A 24,355-nucleotide genomic window follows, 5' to 3' on the forward strand; every position below is an offset into this window, starting at 1 on the left:
TTTTACACCGTAAATCAAGCATTCCTCACAAGCGGCTTGTATGGGCATCCGAATAGTTTTACTTGAATTAGATTCTTCAGATTTACGATATACAGGTGCAATCAATCCAGATAATTCCAATCGCTTCATCCCTTCATGCACTTCAGAAGCACTCATGCAAAGATATGTTGCCAAATCTTTTTGAAGTAATTGCTCAGGTCGCTCACTAGCTAATATTTTTAACAGTATCACGATGTCTTGTGGCTTTAACATTTATCGTTCCAATGTGACCTATATAAACAGAGTATAGCACAAATTCGCAATTCGCGAATCGCGAACTGCGAATCAATAATCACTTTTGGTATTATTATTTATGTGAAAAAATGTACTTTGTCCCATACGTCCCACAATTGCAAAATGAGGTAGGGACGTTTCTAGCTCAGAAATGATGCGGATGCCCCGCTTGTCCCCTTCGTCCCAAGTAGTTTTTAAATGAATTTAATTCCATTTGAATAGGTTTCCAATGAAAATTTTTCTCATTCAAAATTAAAAGCGCATGCCCATCAGCTACATCAGGTAGATTGATATTCCACAATTTTTTATACCAAGAATCATCCTTATCGATAGACTTTTTAATTAACTCATAAGCCAATGATGCTTCTTCTGTCAGGCGACCTTGCTGGTATTGTTCTTCTATTAAATCAATATCGCTCTCTAGCCAATCTAAGTATTCATTCATCTCCCGGATAGTAAATTGATTCCAGGTACAGGTAAACGGTGCACCCATATGACCGCTGATCCAAAAGTTAGGCATAAAATGCATGATTAAGCGAGATAAAAGTGGCTCTTTGCCCGGGCTGACATGGGATACAAATATCGATGGTTTACTTTTATTTTTAACCTGCTGATACAAGGAACCAAATTGATGCAATACAGACCAAACTTTGCCTCCATTACCAGCAATTGGTTTATCGAATAACTTCTTGCTTACCAAAAAATTACCACCCAAACCATAAAGAGAAAACTCTAGTTCATTTTCATCCGTGTGGAATTGATAAAAGTGATGTTCGTCAAGCACGTGCAGGTTTTCAATACGGAGATTGGCATTTAATTGCTTCAAAACGTGCACATCCTCATGATTACCCCACACAGCATATACAGGAACTGAGAATTTCTTTTCCCCTGAAATAAAATCCTGGAAGTCTCCTAGCAACCGATTTTCTTTGACGATTTCTATTAACCTTTCACGATTAGTTTGTTTATCAACTTCATATTGTCGCCAAACTGGTGAGTGGGATACTAGCAAGCGTAATTCCCTTGGGCTTAGTCGATAAATGCTTTGTTCATCATAAAACCCAAAGTCTCCTGCATGAATCACCATATCAGCGTTAGTTTGAGCTACCAGTTGATTGATGATATCCAAATTTCCGTGGGTATCACTGAGCAATAAAATTTTACGCACTTTAGGACCTGTAGTTTGAATTTTAGACATGTTAAGAAAATCCGATTTCTTTAACATGAAAGGTATCTCATGTTAACATTTTTGAGTTTTCTTAACATGAGACTATTTATCTGAAGCTACATAGCTTTGAAATTAATCAATAAAAGTAGCTGGCGCAACGTGGAATCGCTCGGCTAATTTCTTGATATGAGAGAGATTCAGTTGTCGCTTCCCATTTAATATTTCAGAAACAACACCCTGACTTCCAATTTCATTTTTAAGATCACTTTGATCTAAACCGTGCTGCTCCATGAGAAATTTTAATGCATCAATGCCGCTTCCTTTTTGAAGCTGTTCATCATGATTTTCATCATACTGAGTTATCATATGGCTGATTACATCAACTAACCCCATTAACTCATGAGATTCATTTTCACCAACAATATCCAACAATTGATCAAGCATACTGGCAAGTTTCTCATAATCATCGTTATTTTGAGGATCATGAATAATAGGCGAGATATGTTTCCAATGTTGGATTGTCTCTTCTAAATAATTAGTGTTTGCTAAAGCAGTCATATTCACTCCTTCCACTTATTTTTGTCATATTCTTGATGGGTCAAGATATGCAGTATGTATAATTTTTGCCGATTAAAATGGATGCTGGTTATTAAACGGAGTTTATTTCCCCCTATATCAAAAATATACAATTTACCGACTTTATCAATGCTGTTAAAGGTAGCCTTTAACTCAGCAAAATTTTTAAAATCATTCTCCTCTATAACCTTCAACCACCCTGCTAAGGCAGATGCGCACTGAGGAAACAATGCTTTCGCCTCTGTAATTCTTCTTCTAGTTATAATATGCATAGCAAAAAAATATCCTTGTTAAATCGAATTATATCTCATTTTGAGATAATTGTAAAATGATCATCACACAGTCTGGCTAAGATTCATGTGTTGATAAATGAAATTAGCTACTTGTTGCATGGGTTTTCTCAAACGTTCCACATCTTTCATAATGTACCCTGCGGTCACATCATTATTCATTTTGTGGTTAAGTAATCGCTTCAAAGCATAAGCAGGTAAATCAAGGCTATCAGCAACAGTAGCGAATGTTCTTCTCAAGTCGTGCAAGGTAAACGGTACACCAGACAATTCAACCACTCTATTCACCGCTTTTTTAGGTTCATAGATATAACCCGTTTTACTTTCAGCAGGGAATACAAACTCACTGGTTTTATTCCAGCTTCTGCGCTCCATTAACTCATAAACAAAATCAGACATAGGCAGTGTGTGAATTTCGTGGTTTTTGGTGTCTTGAAGGGTGATGGTTTTGGATTTGAGATCAATATCCTCCCAGCGCAAAGAGGCTGCTTCCATTTTTCGCATGCCGGTGAATAAGAGTAATAAGAAATAATCATGCCACAATAAAGCGTTGCGATAGTTATCGGTTTCCACCAATATAATAACCGTTTTATACCAGTCTGCTAATTGATGCGGTTTGATAACCGTTTGTTTTCGATCCACTCGATACCATGCCCTGGTATGCGATAGGTATTTGACCAGGTTAATGGTAATAATCGGATGGCCATTGCCGTCTTGATATTCATACAGGGCGTAATTAAAAATAGCTCTTAATACCCTCATGGCATTATTAGCGCGAGCCCTGATGATATTCGCACTCTGCCTCCTTTATCGCTTGCACGGGCAATAATGCCCACCGTAGCCTACAAGTATTTACAGAGTAGATTTTACCATTTTCACATCAGCTGCTATTTGCAAAACTCAGGTTAGCATTTTATCTCCACAAGTGTTCACTATGTTTATAACCCTGGCTTTTTTGTATTACAAAAAAAGCCAGGCGCAGCACGAAGCGATGCTGATTTATCATTTAATAAATTCTTGTTTAAGCATAAAGCTTCAAATGATTCAACGTACTTATCATCATAAGCCATAATCACCCACATATGACGTGCGTTTAGGCATTCTCAAATTTGGATTACGCAACAAAATCAGCACTACCCCGCTTTTTTGTTTTTCACACACTTTATGGCTTTAATTCTTGCTTGACGCCTGCATCATCATGAAGACTACGTTTGTGCTGATTCTCCATCAGAAATTTTGTTTATATTCCATACTAGCCGAACATTTAATCCAGAATAGACGAATTTTTGAAGCTGAGCCAATGACTTTTTTGTTATCCCCCAAAAATTTACTGCGATAACAGTAATTTTTGGAATTTAAAATAAATAAATACACATAAAACCAGGAAACCAAGCAAATTTACCGCTATAACAGTAATTTATGGCGAATTAATGCAAAAAAATGCAATAATAAATTTTATTTTAATCATTTTTACTGCTATAACAGTAATATATAATTAATTTTTGGTGTTCCATGCCCACACACGAGATTGCCAATTTAGTCCATTACTACCGTAAACAAAGCGGCTTATCGCAACAAGAATTAGCCCGGTTAGCGGGTGTCGGCAAGACAGTTATATACGATATTGAAAAAGGGAAAGAATCGGTGCGCTTGAACACATTGCTAAAAGTGTTAGATGTTTTAAATATCCAAATGAAATTTGAAACGCCTTTTCCTCAAACAACGGATAATAATTCATGAGAAAAGCATACGTATCAGTGAATGGCATTAGAGCTGGAATATTAGAGGAGTTAGAAGGTAAAAAATATCAATTTACTTACCTTAATGATTATCAGGGGGCACCTGTTTCTCTTACCATGCCGTTAACCAATAAGGTCTATGATTTTGACGTGTTTCCCCCTTTTTTTGAAGGATTGCTACCTGAAGGGATTATGCTTGAAGCATTATTACGCAAATATAAAATCGATAAAAATGATTATTTTGGCCAATTGATAATAGTTGGCCAAGATGTCGTAGGCGCAGTGACGATTGAGGAACTAAGATGAAACACTGTCCTATTACTTATGAAAAGATAAGTGTTCAAGAAAACTATTCACAACGTGGATTGCATTTGCTTTCTCCTCAATTAAAAAATCTTAGCCCATTAGATTTAAGTGCTGATGAGCAGCGACAGGAAGCAATTGCTCGTGTAGGAAAGATGTCTGTTCAGGGCGTCCAAAAGAAACTAAGTGCCAAACTAAAGATTAAAGAGGGATGTTTTGAAATCGTTGATCAATATGGTCAGTATATTTTAAAACCACAAAGTGATATTTATCCAGAATTGCCTGAAAATGAAGCCATTACTATGACCCTTGCAAAAACTATAGGCCTCGAAGTGCCGGTTCATGGTTTGGTTTATTCTAAAGACAACAGTTTAACCTACTTCATTAAACGCTTTGATAGAATAGGCCATAATAAAAAGTTAGCTTTAGAAGATTTTGCACAGCTATCAGGTGAAGATCGACATACAAAATATAAAAGTTCTATGGAAAAAATAATTGCAGTCATAGAACAGTTTTGTACATTCCCAAAAATTGAATTCGTGAAATTATTTAAGCTAACGTTGTTTAACTTCCTGGTCGGCAATGAAGACATGCACCTAAAAAATTTTTCCCTAATTACTAAGGATAGAAAAATTTCCATATCACCAGCCTACGATTTACTTAACTCAACTATCGCTCAAAAAAACACAAAAGAAGAAATCGCTTTGCCCCTGAAAGGGAAAAAAAATAATTTAACAAAGAATGATTTTCTTAAATATTTTGCCGTGGAAAAATTAGGATTAAATCAGAACGTCATCGATGGGATCGTACAAGAGTTCCATCAGGTAATACCAAAATGGCAAGAGCTGATTGGTTTCAGTTTTTTATCTCAACCGATGCAGGAAAAATATCTCGAATTGCTAGAGCAACGGTGCAAACGATTAAATTTTTTTGATTAACTGAAATCAGCCGTCTCCATCATATACTCAAGAATAAAATTAGCTACTTGTTGCATGGGTTTCCTCAACCATTCAACATCTTTCATGGTTTTGACTACCATTTGATTGATAACATCCAAATTTCCATGAATATTGGTGATCAATAGAATTCTGCGTATTTTATGACCTATAGATTTAAATTTGATCATGTTAAGAGAATCCGATTTCTTTAACATGAGAAGTGAGAGACTCATTGTCACCAACAATATCCAATAATTGATCAAGCATGCTGGCAAGCTTTTCATACTCATCATCATTTTGAGGCTCATGGATAATCGGAGAGATATGTTTCCAGTGCTGGATTGTTTCTTCTAAATAATGATTATGTGCTAAAGCAGTCATACTCACTCCTTCCACTTATTTTTGTCATATTCTTGATGGGTCAAGATATGACGTATATACAACTTTTTCCGATTAAAATGGATGCTGGCAATCAAACGGAGTTTATTACCCCCCCTATATCAAAAACATACAAATCACCCACTTTATCAATGCTGTTAAAAGCAGCCTTTAACTCAATAACCAAATTAATATCAACTTTCAACTGTTGAAACTTAGCATTTTGAAATTTCTTGGATATATACTTAAAGGAGCTTAGTAACAAAGATATATCTTCATAAAACTTATGAAATTTTGGAGCTATATGATGATTTATAAAAATATAATGTTAGCGATTGATGGGAGTCAAATATCAAATATAGTAATAGATGAACTAATTAAACGAACAAAAGGTCAGGATGTAAATTTAAAAGTTATCCACGTGGTCGATGAAGGAATTGTCTACTCTGGCGGCCCAAGTTTCGATTATGCCTTATTAAATAGCTCTTTGAGAGAAGATGGGCAAAAGATTTTGGATGATGCGGTAAGGACCATAGAAAGCCAATCATCCATAAAAGTTGAAAAATCTCTTTTAGTGCTTAGGCCATTACAGGGGAGAATTGCTGAATTTATTGTTGAAGAAGCAAAAAATTGGCCCGCTGATTTACTAGTTATAGGAACTCATGGTCGACGAGGTTTTAGCCGTTTATTTTTAGGTAGTGTTGCTGAGAATATTATCCGCATTGCAACTACTCCTGTGCTATTAATTCGTGGTTCTAATAATTAAGCATTGGTTTTTTATTATGGATTATGAGCATTGCAAAAAAGTACTGAAAGGAGTCAGAAAATGAAATGGACACATTGGTGCGTACTTGTTGTTTTTTGTTTCTCATCCACGGCTTTCGCAGTTAATAATCAGGAACTATCCCCTAAACTTATCTTAAATCAGATAAAAATGATAAAGGAGGGAGAATGGCTTGGCGATGATTTATATTTTGATATAAGCGTATTACGCAGCAAAAAACCAACACAATATATTCGTATCCCAGAGTTTCCATTTCATTTACCCTCATCAAAAATCAATACTCTTAAGTCAACTCGTCTATGGTCTGAACCCATTAAGAGTGGAGAAAAAGTTATTTTGATTGTATCTATGATGGACCAAGACTCAAAACCTTTAAATCCAGATGATGTTATTGGCTTGATTCGTGTTGAATTAAAAAATGAAAAAGGCAGTTTACATTTAAAATGGAGTATGCCTAATCAAAAATCAGAACCAGTGAATTGGGCTATAAATACACCTCAAAAATTCTTACTCTCCAATGCCAATGGCCAATACGAACTGTATTTATCCGTTTTGTCGCAAAAATAATTTCTGGCATAAAAGAGAGAGGCTACAACCGAACACCTGAAATTATTTCTGCACTATTAAAAGCTGATATGGCCTGAAGAAAAACATGAAGCAATGGCATGCTTTAACCATTGAAGAAACAAAAATGCTCTTGCAAAACAACATAAAGATTTTGATGTCAATGAAATAAAGGATGTCTCGTTATCTGAAATGGGCTGGAGCAAGTTATTGATGTGAAAACTAAGAACTAGGCCACCTTGCGGCGCTATTTATTGAGTATTTTTCAAAAAATACCCTCCTACAGCAAAGATTAGATACAAAAAAACCAAGATTCCTCCCATCCATCGCGATATACGCTGCGCTAACATGAAAAGGGAGATTACAATCATGGTGAACAAGCAAAAAGGCAGATAAAACATCAATGTTTGCTGATCAACCGTGACCGGTTTTATCATGGAAATAATGCCCGCATTAAATAAGAAAAACGCAAAAATTGAACCGACCACATTACCAAAACTAATATCCACTCTTCCTTTAAGTGCGGCAGGCAATTCCCGAGCTATTTCCTCGATGCTGACTAAAAATGCAAGAATAATCATTCCGAAAAAGGTGCCAGAAAGCCCAAAGTAACTAATCATAGTTTTGGATGCCATAACGATGAGCTCACTACCCACAATAATGGCTGCAAGAGAAAGAAGTAAAAGTCCTAAAAATTTCCATTGATGCTCTTTTTTTACAGAAGCTATGGTTTCAGAAAGTTCATGGGATGGTTTAATATCATACCCCTTTCTATTAAGCCATAAGAGGTAAGCCACTGACAAAATGAAACTGACAAATAGAATCAACCCATCGATTCTCGAAAGTTCGCCATCCAATGCTAATAACCCCAATAGAATAATAGCTAGATTAGGTAAAATAAGAATACGTTTTGGTGTTTGCTTAAATTTCATCGGTGCAATTAATGCGGTGATACCAAAGGCTAGTGCAATCGCTACCATGGTGGCACCAATGACTGAACCTAAGGCAATACCCGCCATTTCGTTAAAAGACCCCACTGTGCCAACAGCTAAGTTTTCTGGATCGAAACCAATAAAAACAACACTAATGAAAAAGGTAGAAACTCCAAAACTGGTAGAAGTTCCCACAGCTCCTTTCACCAATTTTTCAGCAAAATAAATCACTAATACAAGCCCTACTATGAAAAGCCCTATGGCCAGAAAAATATTCAAATTTTTTCTCCGAGAATGGATTGGGGCGTAAATTTTGCGAGATCATAAATATTTAATTCCTTTTCTATCACTGCAACTTGAGAAACAATGCCATCAAATCCTTCTTTCCCGAATCGTCTATGCTCTTCTTCTTCAAATTGCTCACCCATTTCTTGGTACTCATTGTCTGAAACAATAGTCCTGAAAGCAGGGAAAAGAACGGTGTCTTCTCTTGCCGCATGCGGCTCATACATGTTAAGGAATTGAAATAAGACTTCGGTAATATTTTTATTATGGGATTTGAAGTGTTTCGAACTTGATACTTCTAAAATGTAATCGGTTAATTTCCTTCCTGCCTGATGCTGAATTTTAAGAGTACTTACTAAATCAACCAGTTGGCCCTTCTTTTCAAAGCGTGGAAAGAGAAAATTTTCTTCAAGCTTTTCATGATATTCTTCAATAAAATGGCGAATAATGGTAGCCGACTTATTAATGAGTGCAGGATTCAATTCCTGTTTTTCATTCATTCGATGAATGGCTTCTCGATAAATAAGATTGATGCGACGTAAAATACCATGCTCCCTCATTAAGTCCTCATTAGGGGAAACTTCTTCCTCTTTTTTATCCAGGTTCAATATTGGTTTTGCGAGAACAGAGCCTGCGATGAGTGTACCCCCAATAGCAACGGCAGCATTTTTAAGAAAATGACGACGATTTGGATCGAATAATTCAGAGGACATCTTTCATATTCCTCCTTGAAAAATGATAGAAAATAGCTTTTCGTTAGATTAATACTTTGACATAAATTCCCTGTATAGGTCAAAGAAATTTCCTGAAAAATCTGAGAATCCTCGTGATTGATAAAATCAATCACGAGGAAGAAATCCTATAGTTTTTCGTTGATATTAATTAACGCCATTGAGACGAGACAATTGATTTACTTGGGTAGCATCAGCAGGTAGCTGGAGATTATTGGGGTTAACCTCCCATGTAATACCTCCGTCGGTCGAAGTATAGCTTAATGGAACAATACCCATAGTGCCCGCTGTCTTGTAATACCCAACTGAATTACAAAGGTTTTTTGATTCATCACAAATAATACTAAACAGCCCGCTATTACTAAGAATGCCGGTCGCGGCATCAGGAGGGAGAGGAAGTGGTGATGAGCTGACAGTCCATGAGTAGCCACCATCAACAGAAGTATAGCTTAAAGGCGCAACGACACCATTTTTGTTTGTGTAATAACCAACTGCACTACAACTTGAATCAGTTTGACTGCAAAAAACACCATTAAGATACGTCTTTTGACGGTAGATTTGACTGATTACATCAGGGGGTAGCGGTAATGTCGAGCTCAGTTGCCATGTAGCGCCACTGTCACTTGAAACATAGCTTAATGGAGAAACCCCTGTTCTATTATTATAATAATACCCAACCGCAGTACAGAATCCCATCTTATTACAAAAAATAGAACGTAGTTCACTCAGTTGATTACTATTAGGAACATCTGCTGGCAGAGGGAAAGGAGTTTGATTGAGGGTCCATGAACGTCCTCGATTTGTTGATGTATAACTTAATGGGACAGTTGACTTGTTATTATTGGTATAAGACCCTATTGCAGTACATGACTCACCATTGGGATCACAGGAAATGCCATAGAGTATATTGTTCTGCTTGTTGGCTGGGCTGATCACATCCGTTGGCAAAGGGAGTGTTTCACTAAGTTTCCATTTCTTACCTCCATTGCTTGATGTATAACTTAATGGCACAGTGGCACCAGTGTTGTTACTGTAATATCCAACAGTAGAACAATGCGATTGTCCTGCTCCAGTACATGCAACCCCGAAAAGAGCGGTACGTATGCTATCGGCTGGCATACTTACATCTTCCGGCAAAGGGAGTGTAGCGCTTAATTGCCAATGAGCACCACTATCAGTCGAAAAATAGCTTAATGGTGCATAACCCGGTGCATCTGGGCCCTCAGCATTAGTAACATAAGCTCCTATCGCAGTACAAGAACGACCCATTTTATAACAAGCAACGCCGTTGAGAAAACTATACTGCTTGCCAGAAATCTGAAGGACGTCAGAAGGAAGTGGTAAAGCGGAGCTTAGTTTCCAATCGACACCACCATCATAATAGGCTAAAGGAGCAGTGCCGCCATCACTATTTAAGTATGATCCGATGGTTACGGTTTGTAGTACTTGCTGGGCTGGAGTGGGATTTGCATCAGCAAAAGACTGATTCGATGATAATAATAAAATAATAGATTTACTAAAAAATAATACTGGAAGTTTGGTTTTTTTATACATTTTCTATCCATCCTCTTTAATAAAAGATTCTTACCCTAGGTGATAAGCTAATAGACCAGCCTACCACTAAGTTATGATTACTAGTATAATGGGGTGAAATGAGCAGAAAATGATTATGCCATCTAAATAAATGCATAGCTTATTTAAAATTGTAATACGGGTTTAAAATTTCTAAAACCATAAGCTCTTCGCTGAATGAGTTTCATTTGCGATAGAGTCCTTCTGTTATTCCATTAGATTTACTAAATCACTACATTCTGGCAACTTCATTAATTGTACCCCTTTATTTGTACTGGCTCACCTAGGGAAGCCAATCACTAAGCAAACTCAGATTTGCCTGAAAACTCTGATTTACGATGCCTTGAATGGGCTTTCACATGCCAGAGTGGCAGCATCATAAATAATGGAATCAAACAGCAAATAAATAATGTGAGAAAGAAATTATCCCAACCGTAATTTTTGATAATTGCACCCAAAGGAGCACCAGCCAGAACAGCACCTAAACAATAAGCAAAAAATCCGGCAAAGCCAGTTGCAGTCGCTGCAGCTTTTTTATGTGCTAACTCCGCACATGCCATACCAATCATCATTTGTGGTCCAAAGATAAAAAAACCAAAGAAAAAAAGAAACAAAGAATCGAGGAATGGTGTATATCCCCTAGTCAATGTAAATAGCAACAAAGTGGCAAATACACCCGCAGTAAAGAGAACATTGATTGGATTGCGTTTACCTTGAAATATTTTATCAGAAAGCCAACCGGCAGCTAAACTTCCAAAAAAACCACCAACCTCAAACCATATGACACAACTACCTGCTGTGATTAAAGAATAATCTTTCACTTCCGTTAAGTACAGCATGCTCCAATCATTAATGGCCGTTCGGACAATGTAAATAAACAAATAAGAAATGGATAATATCCAAATATAGGGGTTGCTTAATACATAATTCCAAAGAATTTCTTTGACTGAGAATTCTGTTTTTTCTTGGTGGTGATTTGATAAACCAGAAAAATCTCCCCTATATTGCTCTATCGCAGGTAAACCAAGGGACTGCGGAGTATCTCTTAAACGATTGATTAAAAAAATACCTCCTAAAATGCAGATGATCCCAGGCACAAACATGGCTGAACGCCAGCCGAAATACTGCGCGCACATCGCAACAATCAATGGAATTAATGCACCACCAACGTTATGTGATGTATTCCAAATACTCCACCAACGACCACGTTCGGATTGAGAATACCAATGTGTTAATAATTTAGTACATCCTGGCCATCCCCATCCTTGAAACCAACCATTCAATCCCCAAAAAATAGCAAATAACCACCAGGTAGAAGACAATCCAAACAAAATATTAACAATTCCTGTCAAAATTAGCCCAATCGCCATTAAATAGCGAGGATTTGACTTATCACCAAGAATTCCACTTAAAAATTTGCTGATGCCATAACTTAAACTCAAAATGCTAGCAATCATTCCCAATTCAGTTTTGGTCATCCCCAAGGCGCTTTGTAATGCAGGCATCGCGAAGGTAAAGCTTTTTCGCGTAAAATAAAACAAAACATACCCTATATACATTGCATAAAAGGTACGAATACGCCAATAACGATATTGTTGTTTAACAATGGTTTTATCCTGAATTTCATCAAGATAAGGTGCAGGTTTTAGAAAATTCAAAAATGCCATGATGCTCCATATCATGATAAAAAAATACGATTAGAATGTAACTCGCAGAGGATGTCAAATCTTTCTAATGAAAATGATAGCGAATCATATCTATTGAAAATAAATTAAAAATTTAAATGGAATTCTTGTGAAATTATAAATAAGCTACACAGTTTGTATTAAAAAGGGATTTGTCGGAATGAAAGAAATAATTAGTTTATTAGAACAAGATCAAATCGATTTTACTATTCATAAACGTCCTGAAGTCATCATGGTTTTAAGAAGAAAATTTCGTACTCAAAAAGATTGGATTATTGATTCTTTCAACCAATACCAATTTACTGAAGAAGAATCGCAAAAAGTTCAACAAGCCATTTTAAATGGAGATCTTCGAATAACCGATCTTCTAAAACGTCCGTTTTCCCACTATTTTTGGAGTTTCCTTACCTTTAAGTGGGGAGAGATACTTTCGGGTGGAAAAAGATTAGCTAAGCAAGAAGTCTTACAAATTGCTACCTACTCTAGCAATGGCCAAGAATTTGCAAGAACTCCCATTCAAAATAGAAATAGGCTGATAAAAGGAGTGCCATTAGTCATTGGCAAAGTCGTTACCTCCATGGCGCTTTGTATGGTATTTTGTCTGGGATTATTAAGTACTTTAGGAGTTCCTTTTGGCGTTAGCCTCGGCTTAGCGGTAGTACTTTCCTTATGTAATGGAATAGTTTGTTTATTAAGTCGTGGACAAGCCATGCTTGATAGTGCGGGCTTTCAGCCTCAAAAACAAAAAACGCTTACGACTCTTGAAGATAATATTCAAGAAAAAACGATATTTGATAGAGGTCAGAAATTATTTTTTGGTATCGTGACCTTGTTGGCATGTATTTCTGCGGGCATTTCTGGATATGCTGGTCTCGTAGGACTTCTCACTTTTTTGGGAGCAGGTCTGCTCGCCTCTAACCCCCTAGTTTTGGCAGTTACGATTGGGTTGTCTGTGATTGCAGCTATCTCTTTTTATTCGTTTCAAGCTGTAGGCATACGTGAAAATTACGCAAAATTTAAAAATCTTTTTATTGAAGAGTATAAAAAACCCTATGGTCTTTTGCGATGTGTCTTATTAGGAGCCGTAAGCACGGTCTTTTTAGCTGTTTATGCGACGCTAACTTGGTTTACTACTGTATCAGGAGTTAATAAGCTTTTTAATGCTTTAGGTGCGACTCCTGATACCCTCTTAGCACATGTTATTGCTATGATATGTACTTCGACAACCATGGTTATTAATACTTTTTCACAAGTATATAAAGTTTTTAACCCGAAAACCTATGTCGATCTAAAAGAAAAATTTGAATCAATATATCACCCACCGGCAGAATACCAAACAAGAGCCCAAAAGATAAAGTATGGGGCCATCAATATGCTCAAATTATGTGCTTTGATAGGCGATTCTCTTGCTTATTCTGTTGCCGGTGGAATCCGAAGCGGAATTCATGTTGGTGAAACGCTGGGAGAAACAATAGGTGCAAAACTTGCATTAACTATTACCATGGCAATATTGTCTCCAGTCATTTTAGTATTCGTATCAATCGCTTTTACTTGGCCTACCGTTTTTCATAGAAAAAAATCGACTCAATATCCATCACAGATGGAGAAGCCATTGATAGAAAAAATGAGTCAAAGCCATACTCCAGATGCACTTCAAAATAATACTCTATTACCAACATCAGAAAAATCGCCCAAACCTAATAATTCTAACAGTAGGCACGCTGGGCTAAAATTTTTTGATGTGAGATTGAGTGAAGAGTGTATTCTTAAGCCCAATCGCAGCCCTACTTTAGAGAAAAGAACAATTTTGACATCCTCCTCGCCATAAATGATGTTTTTTTTGAGTCAACGAGGTAAGTATCGATCGATTTAAATCTGGAAATGAGGAAAACCAATCGATACTTATTAAACAACCAATCTGCAACCTCTCTCCTTACAATTTTTTTCGGTGTGCACATCCCATTTTTGATGCAATTTTTAGAAAAAAACTCCAACTTGATAAACCAATAACCAAAGCCTATATTTAAAATAAGTTGATTTATTTATCGATATGAACTGGATACGTCACCACACACGAGTGACATCCCTATAGCCTAAGGAGTATAACAATGTCCAGCAAACCACCATCACCACACCGAAAGTCACCACCACGGGAACCCTTACCCATCAACAAAGGGGTCACAACAAAAGGAAGTGGGGTCAACCCAGAAGAATCAGAAAATCTACGAACACTCGAATTAGCTACCGACCAATCGATAGCAGCACGTAACCTACTTTATTATCCAAATGAATCTTCTCTTCAAGTAATGAAACTATGCGCCGATGGGATGAATTCCGTAATGGAGAGACTAAAGCATACAGGCGAAGCAAAATCAGATCTGGATAATGATGAAATTTTAATCAGCATGTGTACCAGGTTAATGGCTGATGGAGGAACTGGACGTCTCCCCTCAGGAGATTTCAACAAGAGGCTTGCCGAGCTCGTTGAGATGAGAAAACTAGAACCAAGGCCTGAAAACTACGCCGAAAAAGCACAGTCCCTGGCTAACGACTGTCGAGAAAACATGGCCAACATAACAACCAAAGCTAAGATAGCTGGCCCTGAAGGTGCTCTAGCCCGTCAAGGCATTCTGTCATTTATGGGAGATCTAGGAGGACTCGAAAAGCATGAAACAGGTTTTGGCGCTGCATACAAAGGTCCGCTCGGTGATGCCCATCGTGTATATGATGCCTACGTAGCTGGGCTTTGCGATAGCCAGCGCAAACTCAGAGGTAAAGAGGGACAGGCGTCTGTGGAAGAGGTTCAAGAATTTGAAAAAATCTTCCATCAAGCCAGAGTAGTCTCTTCACTGAAGGGGGGAGGTCTTTCCGCGCCTTATCACACTGTAGGCAAGAAAACAGAACGTGCTCCAGTAGGATGGGATGTCGTAGAACGACGTGGTCTACTGAATCAAGGGGACAATGCAGAGAAACTGCTCGAGACAGCATATCCTGAACATAAGAAATCGTTGGTGGACGCGTCTTGGCCAAGCTACTTAGTATCCACTCAAGTCGTTGAGAATGTTACAGAGCCAGTAACGGGACACGTGTCAGGAACATTCGGAGAGATGGCAACCACTATGAATTTGTTCTGTGGTACCTCTCCTACATCTTTGACTCTGGACCAGCCATCAGGTAAACCACTAGAAACAGCGCATCCGGATCAAGTGACTTCAATTGCTGCCTTGTCAGCTGCAGGACTTATCACTGCTGGGTTCCATTCTGCAGTTGAGGTGTTCCAACCCATGAGTACGTTTACTACGCACCCAACTTACGGAAGCATAGGACCAGATGCGGTTATGCAGATGAATAAGGAAGCGAGAGCCCTTCGAGCATATGTTGAGTATTTGGAAACAAATGATAGGCCAGAAAGTTGGGAGTCTGAAGGATACAAACTTACAGAGGAGGAACTTAAGCTCAGCAAAGAAGATCTATTGAATAAAGCTGAGAGTATTGAAAACGCCGCAACTAAATCTGTGGATATGATTTCTCTCCTCCAGGGTGAAGGTGGCACCCTTGCGACACTCGAGGTAGCCAGGGTGATGGCCAACCACTCGGCCAATCCGAAGGTGCCAACCAAGCTGTTCAGTTTGAATACGCGATTAGACGAACTGGGTCTGCGAGGAGCTACCCCTGAACTTGAAAAAGCCCGCGCAATTGCAGAGTTGCCTTTCAGTAAGGAGCAACAAATTCAACTTACAAAGGCTGTCGAAGCTGCCGAAGAAGCTGCTGATAATTACGATTTATTAAAAGGGATAACCGTCAAATTTGAAAATATTGCTCAAAAAGCAGAAACAAAAGCGGCAGAAAAAGAACAAGCATTAGAAAAAGCGAAACAAGAACTAGATAAGGCATTAAAACTAGGATGGGGAGTAGGCGTCGACCCAGAAGAAGCACGCAAAGCAAGGGCACTTTCAGAATCATTAGAAGAAGTGAGGAAAAAAGCGTTCAGAGAAGCAAAAGCGGCAAGAGCAGAAGCAACTGCTGCAAGAGCGGAAGCAAATAATGCACGATCAGATTTGACAAATTTAGAGAAAGGAGTATCAGTTGCAGCAAATGCAGAATTAAAAGCGGCAAGAGCAGAGGCAGCTGTTTTAAGAGCAGAAGCAACTGTTTTAAGAGCAGAAACAACTGCGGAAGAGAAGGAAGAAATAGTTATAGAGAAGGAAGAAACAGCTAAAGAGAAGGAAGAAACAGCTAAAGAGAAAGAAAAAACAGCTGTAGTGAAAGAAGAAACCGCCGCAGATAAAGAAAAAATAGCTGAAGAGAAAGAAAAAATAGCTGCAGAGAAAGAGCAAGCATTAGAAAATGCGAAGCAAGAACTGGATAAAGCATTAAAAATAGGATGGGGAATAGGAGTCGACCCAGAAGAAGCACGTAAAGCCAGGGCACTTTCAGAATCATTAGAAGAAGTGAGAAAACAAGCGTTCAGAGAAGCAAAAACTGCACGATCAGAAGCAAATATTGCAAGAGAAGAGGCAAATGTTACAAAAGAAGAAGCAAGAGTTGCAAGAGTAGAAGCAAATGTTGCAAAAGAAGAAGTAACAGTTGCAAAAGAAGAAGTACAAGTTGCAAAAGAAGAAGTAAAAATTGCAAAAGAAGAAATTGAAGTTGCAAAAGAACAAGTAAAAGTTGCAAAAGAAGAAGCAACAGTTGCACGATTAGAAGCAACGGATACAAAAAAAGAAGCAACAGTAATGCTAGAAAAATTCCGAGGAATAAAAGAGCGGATGCAGACTATGAAAAAAGATGAAGAAATCGAGACTCCTCAGATTAGAAATTATTAAAATTTAACTTGATCTGACGAAAGTGTATTTAATTTTAATTTGAAATTAAAAACATCCAAAACCAGAGTCTAAAGACTAATTAAAAAAGTTCGTTTTCTGCCAAAGAAGACGAACTTTTTTAGAATAGTATAGTTCGATATAACAACGACTCTATCAATCAAAACATCGCAATTCTCTCAATTTACTAACGAAAGAGAAAATAATTAACATTTTCACCTATTTATGATGACATTCCCGGCCGCAAAGCAAGCCGGGCAACCGATTCGACCCGACATACTTTTTTTATAGAGTATACAAACGTGCTAATTCTGATAAAGATTGATCAATTGTTGTGAGTATGAAATTCACTTGATCCCGATTAATTGTCAAAGGCGGTGCTATTCGGAAAACATTACCAAACTGTCCTCCTTTTCCAACTAATAGCCCTTTATCCTTACACAGATCCATTAACTGAAACGCTTCATCAGATGCTGGCGTTTTTGTTATGGGATCTTTAACGAGTTCAATCCCTAAAAGCAAACCACGACCACGAACATCACCAATGAGGGAGTGTTTCTTTTGTAATTGATGGAAACCATCTTTTAATAGATCGCCCATAATGCGTGCATTTTCAACAAGCTGTTCCTCTTTAATAATTTCTAATGTCAGCTTCGCTTGGATCATTTGTAATGGGTCACCTGCAAACGTATTAAAATACGTTTTACCTGTCATTGTTTCAGCAACCTCTGTTTTCATCAGTACGGCTCCAACTGCAGCGCCATTACCTAACCCTTTGGCCATGGTTACCATATCTGCATCAATATCTAAAGTTTTGGTAAGTAAAAGATCACCACCGCTACGACCTGCTCCGGTTTGTACTTCGTCACTGATGTATTTGCCACCATAGTCATGAACAATACGAGCAACCTCAGTAAAATAGTCATCAGGAGGTGTAATAAATCCCCCTACTCCCATCACCGGCTCCAATATCAAAGCAGCTATTTTTCCGTGTGTCGAATTTTGAATGGTTGTTTCAACATTTTTTGCACATTCCAGATCGCAACTTTCAGGTTTTTGTTTAAAGGGACAACGATAGCAATAGGGCTCCAGAGCAGATGTTACGCCGGTAACTGGCTGTCCTCTGAATCGCCAGATTGAATGGCCACATGAGGCAAGTGCAGCAGAAGTCCCCCCATGATAAGAATGACGAACATTCACAACCATCGTTTCTCCAGTTGCGTGACGTGCTGCCATTATAGCAAGTTCATTAGCTTCGGAACCAGAATTAGTAAAGGATACTCTGTCCATACCATTAGGTGCTTCTTCAAGCAAACGTTCTGCAGTTTCGACAGGTGCTTGATTTAAATAAAGAAGACTGGTGTGTTGAATTACATCATCTTCTAGTGCTTCAATAAGTGCTTTTTTGATCTTAGGATGATTATGGCCGGCTGAGATGCAAACAATTCCACCTATGGCATCAAAGTAACGTTTTCCTTCAGAGTCCCATACATAAGTACCCTGTGCTTTGACAAGCTGAATTGGTTCTTTATGGTAAAATCCAGCAGTAGGTAAAAAGTGCGTTTTTCTAAAATGAATAAGCTCTTCGTTTGAGCGTAATGGTCTTTGATCATTGTTCTCATTCATGAGGGTTGTTTCCTATTATGTTTGTGAAGACTTGAACTTGTAAATAAAGAACTTTTGCAGACTCCTTTTACTTCAAATTCTTGTTGATTTACTTTGAGAGTTACATCTTTTGCGAGTATTTCTTGAATACTATAATTTTTAAGGTTCATTCTTTATCCTTCTCCTTTTTATATTTGCTGTTAATAATAAGTTGTACACCATATTTTAAGATAGCGAGTAACTTTTTGAATATGCGTCATGATAGATGCCATATTTTTTTAAAAATTAAAAGTAGTCTAAACAAATTTAATTAACTACATTGCCGGATAAATAAGATCCGCTGTATGATTCATTTGAATATTTAGTACAGGGAATTTTTATATCAATTAATGTCATGAGCCCCGTTTTAGAAATCGGAGTATTCAATGAAACAAAATGTCTCCCATCTGCCAAGAGAGCTCAGCCATATGGTCTCCTGGTCCCTTTCTCGTTTAGAGAAAGCCATTGCAGAAGTCTATGGAAAAGAAACTTTTGAACGAATTGAGCAAATTCGACTATCCATGCAAAACACGATTGGGAGTGAAACATTGATACTTAGAAATGCACTTCTTAATCTTCAAATGGAACTCGCCCAGCTTGACAGGAATCAGCTTTATCAAATTGCTCATGGTTTTTCTCTCATGATGGAACTCATTAATGTCTGCGAAAGCGCCTACCGTATTTTTCGTATCAACCAAAGAAAAGAAAAAATCTATTCTGACATACCTCAAGAGATTCATTATGTCTTAACAGCACATCCGACAGAAGCGCGTACCAATGAATTTTTAAAGCTATTCAAAGCAATTCGTGACTATCTTGTCGAAGCGCTTAAATCCCCTTATCTAATGAATGAATCTTATCTTGATCAAATGCTTAAAATCTCACTTCAAATTAATATTTCCTATCATGAAAAACCAAGCGTAGAAGACGAGGCTCGATACATTTATCAATACGCACTCAATCCACTTAACATCAAACTGTATCATTCCTTTTTAACCAAAGGCATCCCCATTCAATTGCGCACTTGGGTAGGAGGTGATAAAGATGGGCATTCAGGTGTTAATGAAAAAATCATGGTTAAAAGTCTCGAGCTTTCTCGGTCCCTTTTTATTGCTTACCTTCAGGAGTACCTAAAAGAAGTATTAGAAATTGTAAAACTCTCAACTGCATTAAATGAAAACAAAGCCTTGGCAAATCAACTCCATCAGCTTATTAAAAAAGCATCTGAACTTAGGAAAATACAACCAAGGGATCATGAAAAAGTATCTGCATTCAAAAAAGAATTAACCGCTATACAAACAGACACTCTGAAGTTTTTAAATTTCAAACCCGAACAATTTTCCATCATCTCCAGTATTTTTCAGCTCTATCCCGCTCTGGTTATACCTATAGAGCTCAGAGAAGATTCAGCTGTTGTAAAAGAAAGTTTAACAAGCATAAAAAAAACCACGATCATCAAAATGCTTGAACAAGTCTATTCTATAACCCAGGGGGCTGATCCCAAAAACTATATACGAGGTTTTATTCTCAGCATGGTTGAATCTGCTGAAGATATAAAAAATGGAATTAATCTGGTTAAACAAATTTTTAGAAGCTACGCCTTACCTGTTGTGCCCTTGTTTGAAAATCAACTTGCTCTCACCAATGCTGATATAATTTTAAATCATTCAATCACTGAAGATATTAGACAGAAGCATCTGAAACAGTGGGATGGAAGCTATGAAGTCATGCTGGGCTATTCCGACTCATCTAAAGAAAATGGTGTATTTCCTTCCCGACTTATGATTGCGAAAAGCTTAAAAAGTATTCAGTCTACATTAGAAAATAAGAGTCTTCGGCCTATTTTTTTTCATGGTTCTGGGGGCAGTATTGAACGCGGTGGTGGTGATATCAAAGAACAAATCGCTTCCTGGTCCAAGGAAATGATGACTCATTATAAAGCGACTGTCCAAGGAGAAATGGTTGCAAGGCTCTTTGGTTCAAGCTCCATACTCAAAAGTCAGATCGACAAACTCCTTGATATCTATTCACAAAAAGATAAAAACACTGATAATGATTATCCCGAAGAACTGTCATTATTTTCCACAAAGGTCAGTCAGAAATATAAAGCACTGATACAAAGCGAATGGTTTTGGCCCACAATTGAACAGGCCTCACCCTACCATTTTTTGACGGAGCTAAAGATTGGATCTCGTCCAAACAAACGGAAATCAGGACCCAATCAAAGAAAACTTAGGGCCATCCCATGGATCCTATGCTGGACTCAAACACGGCTTCTTTTCCCTACTTGGTGGGGCATTGGTTCCACTTGGCTAGAACTAAATAGCCTTGAAAAAAATAAACTTAAGGCTCTCTATAAGGAGAATGCTCTTTTTGCTGCCTTTGTAAAACAATTAGGCGTAACCCTTTCTAAAGTTTACCTCCCTATCTGGGAACAGTATTTGTATCAATTAACTGGCTCCGATGAATATCTCAAACCTTTTCAATCAGAACTAAAATCAACCATCTTATTTTTCCATCAAATAACAGGTGAGAAGGATTTTTGTTTTCATCAACCCTGGCTTGGAGAAAGTATTCAATTAAGATCAACCATGGTTCATCCTTTGAATCTCATTCAGATTGAGGCGATGAAAAGAAAGGATTTGCCTCTTTTAAGAAAAACAGTAACAGGCATTTCTTGTGGTATGTTGACAACAGGATAAGGATAAAACGAATTTCCCAATTCAGAAATGATAATACATTCCGAAGCGATAGGAACGTAACCTATCAGAGGACTTGCTATGTCCCTATTTATTTGCTTTTTAATTAATGCTTTCTCCGAACAAAATAAACTATAGTAAAAATAACAATAATTAAAATAGGAATAACGATAAGAAATAGATGTGCTTCCATCCAGGCAATACTTATCGCAAATAGAGCCAGTGCAATTCCAATAAAAAGAAAAGTAGACTCAATATAAACACCCGCTAAAAAAATCGCTTGTGCAAGAAGTGCGAGCACACCTAATGCTCCAATAAATGGACTTATAATTCCGATATCAACATAAATTGAAATGATATAAACGGAGCCAATGAGTCCCAGCCAATGCAAAATTTCATGCCAAATGAGCACTGGGGTTGGAGTTTTCTTTAAACGCTTAAGATAAATACTTAATCCTAAAGCAAGTAGAGCAATGATGACAGTAATTATCTGCCAAAATCGCCATGCACTTGCAGCTTTCATATTTGTCAGGATTAATCCGATAAAAGTGAGAACAAGAATGATAATTCCGACAATAAATCGAGCAGTCCAATGTTGTGCGTTGTTATTTTCCATTGATGAAATTCCTTTTTACTTTCTAACAATATACCAAATCTTTTTTCAATTGCTACCAAGAAGCAAGGTAGATATGTTTCCAACATTGGATTATTACAATAACGATTTTTGCTTTTCAATTCTAAAGTATAGCAATAAATGAGTAGGTAGATTCTAAGAATGACTTTTAAAATCATTTGCGGGAATTATTAGATCATCTTCGTAACTTATTAATGTTTATGCTATCTTTGTAATTGTTACACAAAATAAAGTGATCAATAGTTCTATTTGAAAGGAGCTCTTAGAATGAAAATTAATTTAAATGGAGTAATCATTTCGTTTCTTTTGTTGATTTTTAGTGGCTCATTATTGGCAGCCACACCAATGGCAGCTACACCAAAAATTAAATTCAAAACCTGCGCCGATCCCAAAATCCCATTAAAAACAATAACCGCTGTTAATCATATTGATTGTGATGCCTCGGTTGATCCTACTTTTAATGTCTATTTTGGCGTTGTTAACGTTTATAAAAATAACCAAAAAATTACCCCAAGAGCTTCATGTAATGCATTGGCTCAGGGTAATAAAGTAAAATTAGTACTAAAGCAACGTGCCCAAAATGGTAAAAAGTTCTTTGATGTACATGTTTGCAAACCAATTGGCGCACTCCCTTCCTCATAAATCTACATTTACGGATCCTTGCTATTAATTAACGTCAGTTCGATATTTTTTATATCGAACTTTACATTTTCAAGCAGATGTATATCAATTTCAGAGTCCAAAACATTACTAATGTAAGTAATTGAAATTTAAAGAACTAGTAAGATTATCTTCAATGAAAATAAAATATGGATAAATTACCTACGAATTTATATTCATGTAGTGAGTGCTGTGTAAATAATAATGCTTAAATTAAAACAAGCACTACTGATTATTCTTCATCAATAATAAAAATATTTTGAAATTGATTTCGAATTTTATTACGTTCAACCAATTTTTTTACAACTGCTTCGGGAAAATCAGTAATGGAAATAAGTTTTTTTTTGATTAAAAGCGTAATAAGGTCTTCTAGCACACGAATAAATTCTAAATCCGACGCTAGGAAAGTGTAATTTTTTTCTAAAGAACCATAACTAATAAACTCTAACACATCAGGGTGATCGCTATCAATTTTTTCAAGATTTCCCGTTTCATCTTGATTGAAAATAGCGCATATTTTATTGTTTGAATCGCGTTTAACGTACATTTATAATCAATCCTTGATATGTGTTCTTTAACAGTAGTTGAGAATTTACATTTTTGCAATTATCCCTCAGTAATCCTTACCAATAATTAACCAAAGAAATAAATTTACATTGCCGATGAAATGCTATACTTAATTAGAATAGTCAGTTGATATATAGTTAATGTTAAGGTAAAACCATGCGTAATTACTTCTCCATTAATTCAGAGATAAAAAATAACTCATTAATAGAAAATCCCAGTACCTTTTCGAACGGCATGACAATTACTTTTGCAGGTAATATGTCTATAAAAAGCAGTAGCCTACTAAATTTACTTAGCAACCCGGATTATACTAAATTCATTAATGGATTTTCTAGCATTCTCGATTTGCATCGACCCTTTCTAACACCACCCGCTGCAACTTACCAAGTCATGCTAGAAAATGCAATGAATGAAGCCATTACTTTAGATATAGATCCCACCCAAATTTTGGATACGCTTCAAGCCACATCTGCAGGCAAAAGCCAAGAAGTATTAAGTGATGGGAGTCAATTCTTTATCATAGATCCCTTATATGGACAAGGTAATGTAGGTGCTGGTTACCCTACAGATTCATTTACTTTATCAACGAATGACACTACTCAAAAAGCAATATTGTATACTACCAACGAAAAAACAACTACTATTTCCAATAATGTACCCACTACTCATACCGACATCAACAGCATCACCAAAAGCAACCTCTCAACAGTCACCGCCAATGGGAACGTAGGCAATGATGCCGCCGGTATCAAGACAGAGACCGATCTTGCCAGCCCCATGACTTCAGACGTCAATACCACTATTGTCGGTACTTATGGTACCTTAACGTTACAAGCTGATGGTTCCTACACTTATCAAGCCAACCCCGATACCGACGACGACACCATCGACCAATTCCTCTACACCATGAAAGATGTCGACGGCGATTATTCCGACACTTCTGCTAAGAAGCTTCATAATCGTACCGGCATGAGCACGACCTGTCCCTTTTTGATTCCATGGCTTTCCTCCAGCACCTTGACCATCAAATACACCGACAGCGGGCCCATAGCCCCTGCCGACAATGACGTCCAGGTGGAAGAACGCACTATCGATCTCAGCCAGGTAGGG

At 37.3% G+C, this 24,355-nt stretch carries 23 protein-coding genes and 2 pseudogenes; 10 read left to right on the plus strand and 15 right to left on the minus strand.

Translation table 11 applies throughout. The features are described from left to right. The 5 genes and pseudogenes from Lgra_RS04660 to Lgra_RS04680 all read right to left on the minus strand — a co-directional run. Window positions 1–252: pseudogene (locus Lgra_RS04660) on the minus strand (hypothetical protein); the annotation flags it as partial. A gap of 166 nt (window positions 253–418) precedes the next feature. Beyond that, a complete protein-coding gene (locus Lgra_RS04665; RefSeq protein ID WP_238584361.1) occupies window positions 419–1,471 on the minus strand; it encodes a metallophosphoesterase family protein in 1,053 nt (350 codons plus the stop codon). Between the two features lie 102 nt (window positions 1,472–1,573). Further along, complete coding sequence (locus Lgra_RS04670) at window positions 1,574–1,999, minus strand: helix-turn-helix domain-containing protein (protein WP_027225938.1); 426 nt, start codon at window positions 1,997–1,999, stop codon at window positions 1,574–1,576. Window positions 2,000–2,001: 2 nt separating this feature from the next. After that, on the minus strand, window positions 2,002–2,289 hold the full coding sequence (locus tag Lgra_RS04675) for a type II toxin-antitoxin system HigB family toxin (RefSeq protein ID WP_058498127.1): 288 nt from the start codon (window positions 2,287–2,289) through the stop codon (window positions 2,002–2,004). A gap of 63 nt (window positions 2,290–2,352) precedes the next feature. Then, window positions 2,353–3,090 (minus strand): annotated as a pseudogene (locus Lgra_RS04680) (tyrosine-type recombinase/integrase); the annotation flags it as partial. Window positions 3,091–3,819: 729 nt separating this feature from the next. Here Lgra_RS04680 and Lgra_RS04685 point away from each other — a divergent pair. From Lgra_RS04685 to Lgra_RS04695, 3 genes are read left to right on the plus strand one after another with little or no spacing between them, the layout of a single operon-like run. Next, on the plus strand, window positions 3,820–4,047 hold the full coding sequence (locus Lgra_RS04685) for a helix-turn-helix transcriptional regulator (protein ID WP_027222480.1): 228 nt from the start codon (window positions 3,820–3,822) through the stop codon (window positions 4,045–4,047). Continuing rightward, window positions 4,044–4,352 carry a HipA N-terminal domain-containing protein gene (locus Lgra_RS04690; RefSeq protein ID WP_058498128.1) on the plus strand — a complete coding sequence of 103 codons (309 nt, stop codon included), beginning with the start codon at window positions 4,044–4,046 and terminating at the stop codon, window positions 4,350–4,352. Before Lgra_RS04685 ends, Lgra_RS04690 begins: the two co-directional genes overlap by 4 nt. After that, a complete protein-coding gene (locus Lgra_RS04695) occupies window positions 4,349–5,287 on the plus strand; it encodes a lpg2370 family Dot/Icm T4SS effector (RefSeq protein WP_058498129.1) in 939 nt (312 codons plus the stop codon). The genes Lgra_RS04690 and Lgra_RS04695 overlap by 4 nt, the downstream gene beginning before the upstream one ends. On the opposite strand, the gene Lgra_RS04700 is transcribed toward Lgra_RS04695, so the two are convergent. The 3 genes from Lgra_RS04700 to Lgra_RS18590 are packed head-to-tail and all read right to left on the minus strand — an operon-like array spanning window position 5,284 to window position 5,763. Next, complete coding sequence (locus Lgra_RS04700; RefSeq protein ID WP_058498130.1) at window positions 5,284–5,475, minus strand: hypothetical protein; 192 nt, start codon at window positions 5,473–5,475, stop codon at window positions 5,284–5,286. The two genes, Lgra_RS04695 and Lgra_RS04700, sit on opposite strands and share 4 nt — an antisense overlap. A gap of 1 nt (window position 5,476) precedes the next feature. Continuing rightward, window positions 5,477–5,668 (minus strand): hypothetical protein, encoded by a 192-nt coding sequence (locus Lgra_RS04705; protein WP_238584362.1) that lies wholly within the window; start codon window positions 5,666–5,668, stop codon window positions 5,477–5,479. 2 nt (window positions 5,669–5,670) lie between these two features. Further along, complete coding sequence (locus Lgra_RS18590; RefSeq protein WP_242606170.1) at window positions 5,671–5,763, minus strand: type II toxin-antitoxin system HigB family toxin; 93 nt, start codon at window positions 5,761–5,763, stop codon at window positions 5,671–5,673. Between the two features lie 212 nt (window positions 5,764–5,975). On the opposite strand from Lgra_RS18590, the gene Lgra_RS04710 reads away from it, so the two are divergent. Both Lgra_RS04710 and Lgra_RS04715 read left to right on the plus strand, forming a co-directional pair. Beyond that, window positions 5,976–6,431, plus strand: coding sequence for a universal stress protein (locus Lgra_RS04710; RefSeq protein ID WP_058498143.1), 456 nt, complete (start codon window positions 5,976–5,978; stop codon window positions 6,429–6,431). A 60-nt stretch (window positions 6,432–6,491) separates the two neighbouring features. Beyond that, a complete protein-coding gene (locus tag Lgra_RS04715) occupies window positions 6,492–7,016 on the plus strand; it encodes a hypothetical protein (RefSeq protein WP_058498131.1) in 525 nt (174 codons plus the stop codon). A gap of 248 nt (window positions 7,017–7,264) precedes the next feature. Here the strand turns inward: Lgra_RS04715 and Lgra_RS04720 are convergent, their stop codons facing one another. The 4 genes from Lgra_RS04720 to pgtP form a co-directional block, all read right to left on the minus strand. Beyond that, window positions 7,265–8,224, minus strand: a complete 960-nt coding sequence (locus Lgra_RS04720) for a sodium:calcium antiporter (protein ID WP_058498132.1) — start codon at window positions 8,222–8,224, stop codon at window positions 7,265–7,267. Next, window positions 8,221–8,943, minus strand: coding sequence for a hemerythrin domain-containing protein (locus Lgra_RS04725; RefSeq protein WP_058498133.1), 723 nt, complete (start codon window positions 8,941–8,943; stop codon window positions 8,221–8,223). Before Lgra_RS04725 ends, Lgra_RS04720 begins: the two co-directional genes overlap by 4 nt. A 165-nt stretch (window positions 8,944–9,108) precedes the next feature. Then, on the minus strand, window positions 9,109–10,515 hold the full coding sequence (locus tag Lgra_RS04730) for a beta propeller repeat protein (RefSeq protein WP_058498134.1): 1,407 nt from the start codon (window positions 10,513–10,515) through the stop codon (window positions 9,109–9,111). Between the two features lie 317 nt (window positions 10,516–10,832). Continuing rightward, a complete protein-coding gene (gene pgtP, locus Lgra_RS04735; RefSeq protein WP_058498135.1) occupies window positions 10,833–12,200 on the minus strand; it encodes an MFS transporter in 1,368 nt (455 codons plus the stop codon). A 178-nt stretch (window positions 12,201–12,378) separates the two neighbouring features. Here pgtP and Lgra_RS04740 point away from each other — a divergent pair, with 178 nt between their 5' ends. Next, window positions 12,379–14,046 carry a hypothetical protein gene (locus tag Lgra_RS04740; protein WP_058498136.1) on the plus strand — a complete coding sequence of 556 codons (1,668 nt, stop codon included), beginning with the start codon at window positions 12,379–12,381 and terminating at the stop codon, window positions 14,044–14,046. A 280-nt stretch (window positions 14,047–14,326) separates the two neighbouring features. Beyond that, window positions 14,327–17,044 carry a hypothetical protein gene (locus Lgra_RS17740; protein ID WP_058498137.1) on the plus strand — a complete coding sequence of 906 codons (2,718 nt, stop codon included), beginning with the start codon at window positions 14,327–14,329 and terminating at the stop codon, window positions 17,042–17,044. Window positions 17,045–17,326: 282 nt separating this feature from the next. Here Lgra_RS17740 and Lgra_RS04750 read toward each other — a convergent pair whose 3' ends face one another. Beyond that, on the minus strand, window positions 17,327–18,667 hold the full coding sequence (locus tag Lgra_RS04750; protein ID WP_058498138.1) for an aspartate aminotransferase family protein: 1,341 nt from the start codon (window positions 18,665–18,667) through the stop codon (window positions 17,327–17,329). Window positions 18,668–19,071: 404 nt separating this feature from the next. On the opposite strand from Lgra_RS04750, the gene Lgra_RS04755 reads away from it, so the two are divergent. Next, entirely contained in the window at window positions 19,072–21,387 is a 2,316-nt protein-coding gene (locus Lgra_RS04755) for a phosphoenolpyruvate carboxylase (RefSeq protein WP_058498139.1), read from the plus strand. 103 nt (window positions 21,388–21,490) lie between these two features. Here the strand turns inward: Lgra_RS04755 and Lgra_RS04760 are convergent, their stop codons facing one another. Continuing rightward, on the minus strand, window positions 21,491–22,000 hold the full coding sequence (locus Lgra_RS04760) for a hypothetical protein (RefSeq protein WP_058498140.1): 510 nt from the start codon (window positions 21,998–22,000) through the stop codon (window positions 21,491–21,493). Window positions 22,001–22,285: 285 nt separating this feature from the next. On the opposite strand from Lgra_RS04760, the gene Lgra_RS04765 reads away from it, so the two are divergent. Further along, window positions 22,286–22,660 (plus strand): hypothetical protein, encoded by a 375-nt coding sequence (locus Lgra_RS04765; RefSeq protein ID WP_058498141.1) that lies wholly within the window; start codon window positions 22,286–22,288, stop codon window positions 22,658–22,660. A gap of 250 nt (window positions 22,661–22,910) precedes the next feature. Here Lgra_RS04765 and Lgra_RS04770 read toward each other — a convergent pair whose 3' ends face one another. Then, complete coding sequence (locus tag Lgra_RS04770; protein ID WP_058498142.1) at window positions 22,911–23,225, minus strand: hypothetical protein; 315 nt, start codon at window positions 23,223–23,225, stop codon at window positions 22,911–22,913. 176 nt (window positions 23,226–23,401) lie between these two features. On the opposite strand from Lgra_RS04770, the gene Lgra_RS04775 reads away from it, so the two are divergent. Further along, window positions 23,402–24,355, plus strand: a 954-nt coding sequence (locus Lgra_RS04775) for a VCBS domain-containing protein (protein WP_157068253.1), incomplete at its 3' end; no start/stop codon positions are given.

It is taken from the genome of Legionella gratiana, from assembly GCF_001467695.1.
Lineage (GTDB): Bacteria > Pseudomonadota > Gammaproteobacteria > Legionellales > Legionellaceae > Legionella > Legionella gratiana.

What these genes read in the sequence shown, in the direction of transcription:
- Lgra_RS04665 (WP_238584361.1), bottom strand. Translation starts at nt 1,471, where the DNA reads ATGTCTAAAATTCAAACTACAGGTCCTAAAGTGCGTAAAATTTTATTG.
- Lgra_RS04670 (WP_027225938.1), bottom strand. Translation starts at nt 1,999, where the DNA reads ATGACTGCTTTAGCAAACACTAATTATTTAGAAGAGACAATCCAACAT.
- Lgra_RS04675 (WP_058498127.1), bottom strand. Translation starts at nt 2,289, where the DNA reads ATGCATATTATAACTAGAAGAAGAATTACAGAGGCGAAAGCATTGTTT.
- Lgra_RS04685 (WP_027222480.1), top strand. Translation starts at nt 3,820, where the DNA reads ATGCCCACACACGAGATTGCCAATTTAGTCCATTACTACCGTAAACAA.
- Lgra_RS04690 (WP_058498128.1), top strand. Translation starts at nt 4,044, where the DNA reads ATGAGAAAAGCATACGTATCAGTGAATGGCATTAGAGCTGGAATATTA.
- Lgra_RS04695 (WP_058498129.1), top strand. Translation starts at nt 4,349, where the DNA reads ATGAAACACTGTCCTATTACTTATGAAAAGATAAGTGTTCAAGAAAAC.
- Lgra_RS04700 (WP_058498130.1), bottom strand. Translation starts at nt 5,475, where the DNA reads ATGATCAAATTTAAATCTATAGGTCATAAAATACGCAGAATTCTATTG.
- Lgra_RS04705 (WP_238584362.1), bottom strand. Translation starts at nt 5,668, where the DNA reads ATGACTGCTTTAGCACATAATCATTATTTAGAAGAAACAATCCAGCAC.
- Lgra_RS04715 (WP_058498131.1), top strand. Translation starts at nt 6,492, where the DNA reads ATGAAATGGACACATTGGTGCGTACTTGTTGTTTTTTGTTTCTCATCC.
- Lgra_RS04725 (WP_058498133.1), bottom strand. Translation starts at nt 8,943, where the DNA reads ATGTCCTCTGAATTATTCGATCCAAATCGTCGTCATTTTCTTAAAAAT.
- Lgra_RS04730 (WP_058498134.1), bottom strand. Translation starts at nt 10,515, where the DNA reads ATGTATAAAAAAACCAAACTTCCAGTATTATTTTTTAGTAAATCTATT.
- pgtP (WP_058498135.1), bottom strand. Translation starts at nt 12,200, where the DNA reads ATGGCATTTTTGAATTTTCTAAAACCTGCACCTTATCTTGATGAAATT.
- Lgra_RS04740 (WP_058498136.1), top strand. Translation starts at nt 12,379, where the DNA reads ATGAAAGAAATAATTAGTTTATTAGAACAAGATCAAATCGATTTTACT.
- Lgra_RS17740 (WP_058498137.1), top strand. Translation starts at nt 14,327, where the DNA reads ATGTCCAGCAAACCACCATCACCACACCGAAAGTCACCACCACGGGAA.
- Lgra_RS04750 (WP_058498138.1), bottom strand. Translation starts at nt 18,667, where the DNA reads ATGAATGAGAACAATGATCAAAGACCATTACGCTCAAACGAAGAGCTT.
- Lgra_RS04755 (WP_058498139.1), top strand. Translation starts at nt 19,072, where the DNA reads ATGAAACAAAATGTCTCCCATCTGCCAAGAGAGCTCAGCCATATGGTC.
- Lgra_RS04760 (WP_058498140.1), bottom strand. Translation starts at nt 22,000, where the DNA reads ATGGAAAATAACAACGCACAACATTGGACTGCTCGATTTATTGTCGGA.
- Lgra_RS04765 (WP_058498141.1), top strand. Translation starts at nt 22,286, where the DNA reads ATGAAAATTAATTTAAATGGAGTAATCATTTCGTTTCTTTTGTTGATT.
- Lgra_RS04770 (WP_058498142.1), bottom strand. Translation starts at nt 23,225, where the DNA reads ATGTACGTTAAACGCGATTCAAACAATAAAATATGCGCTATTTTCAAT.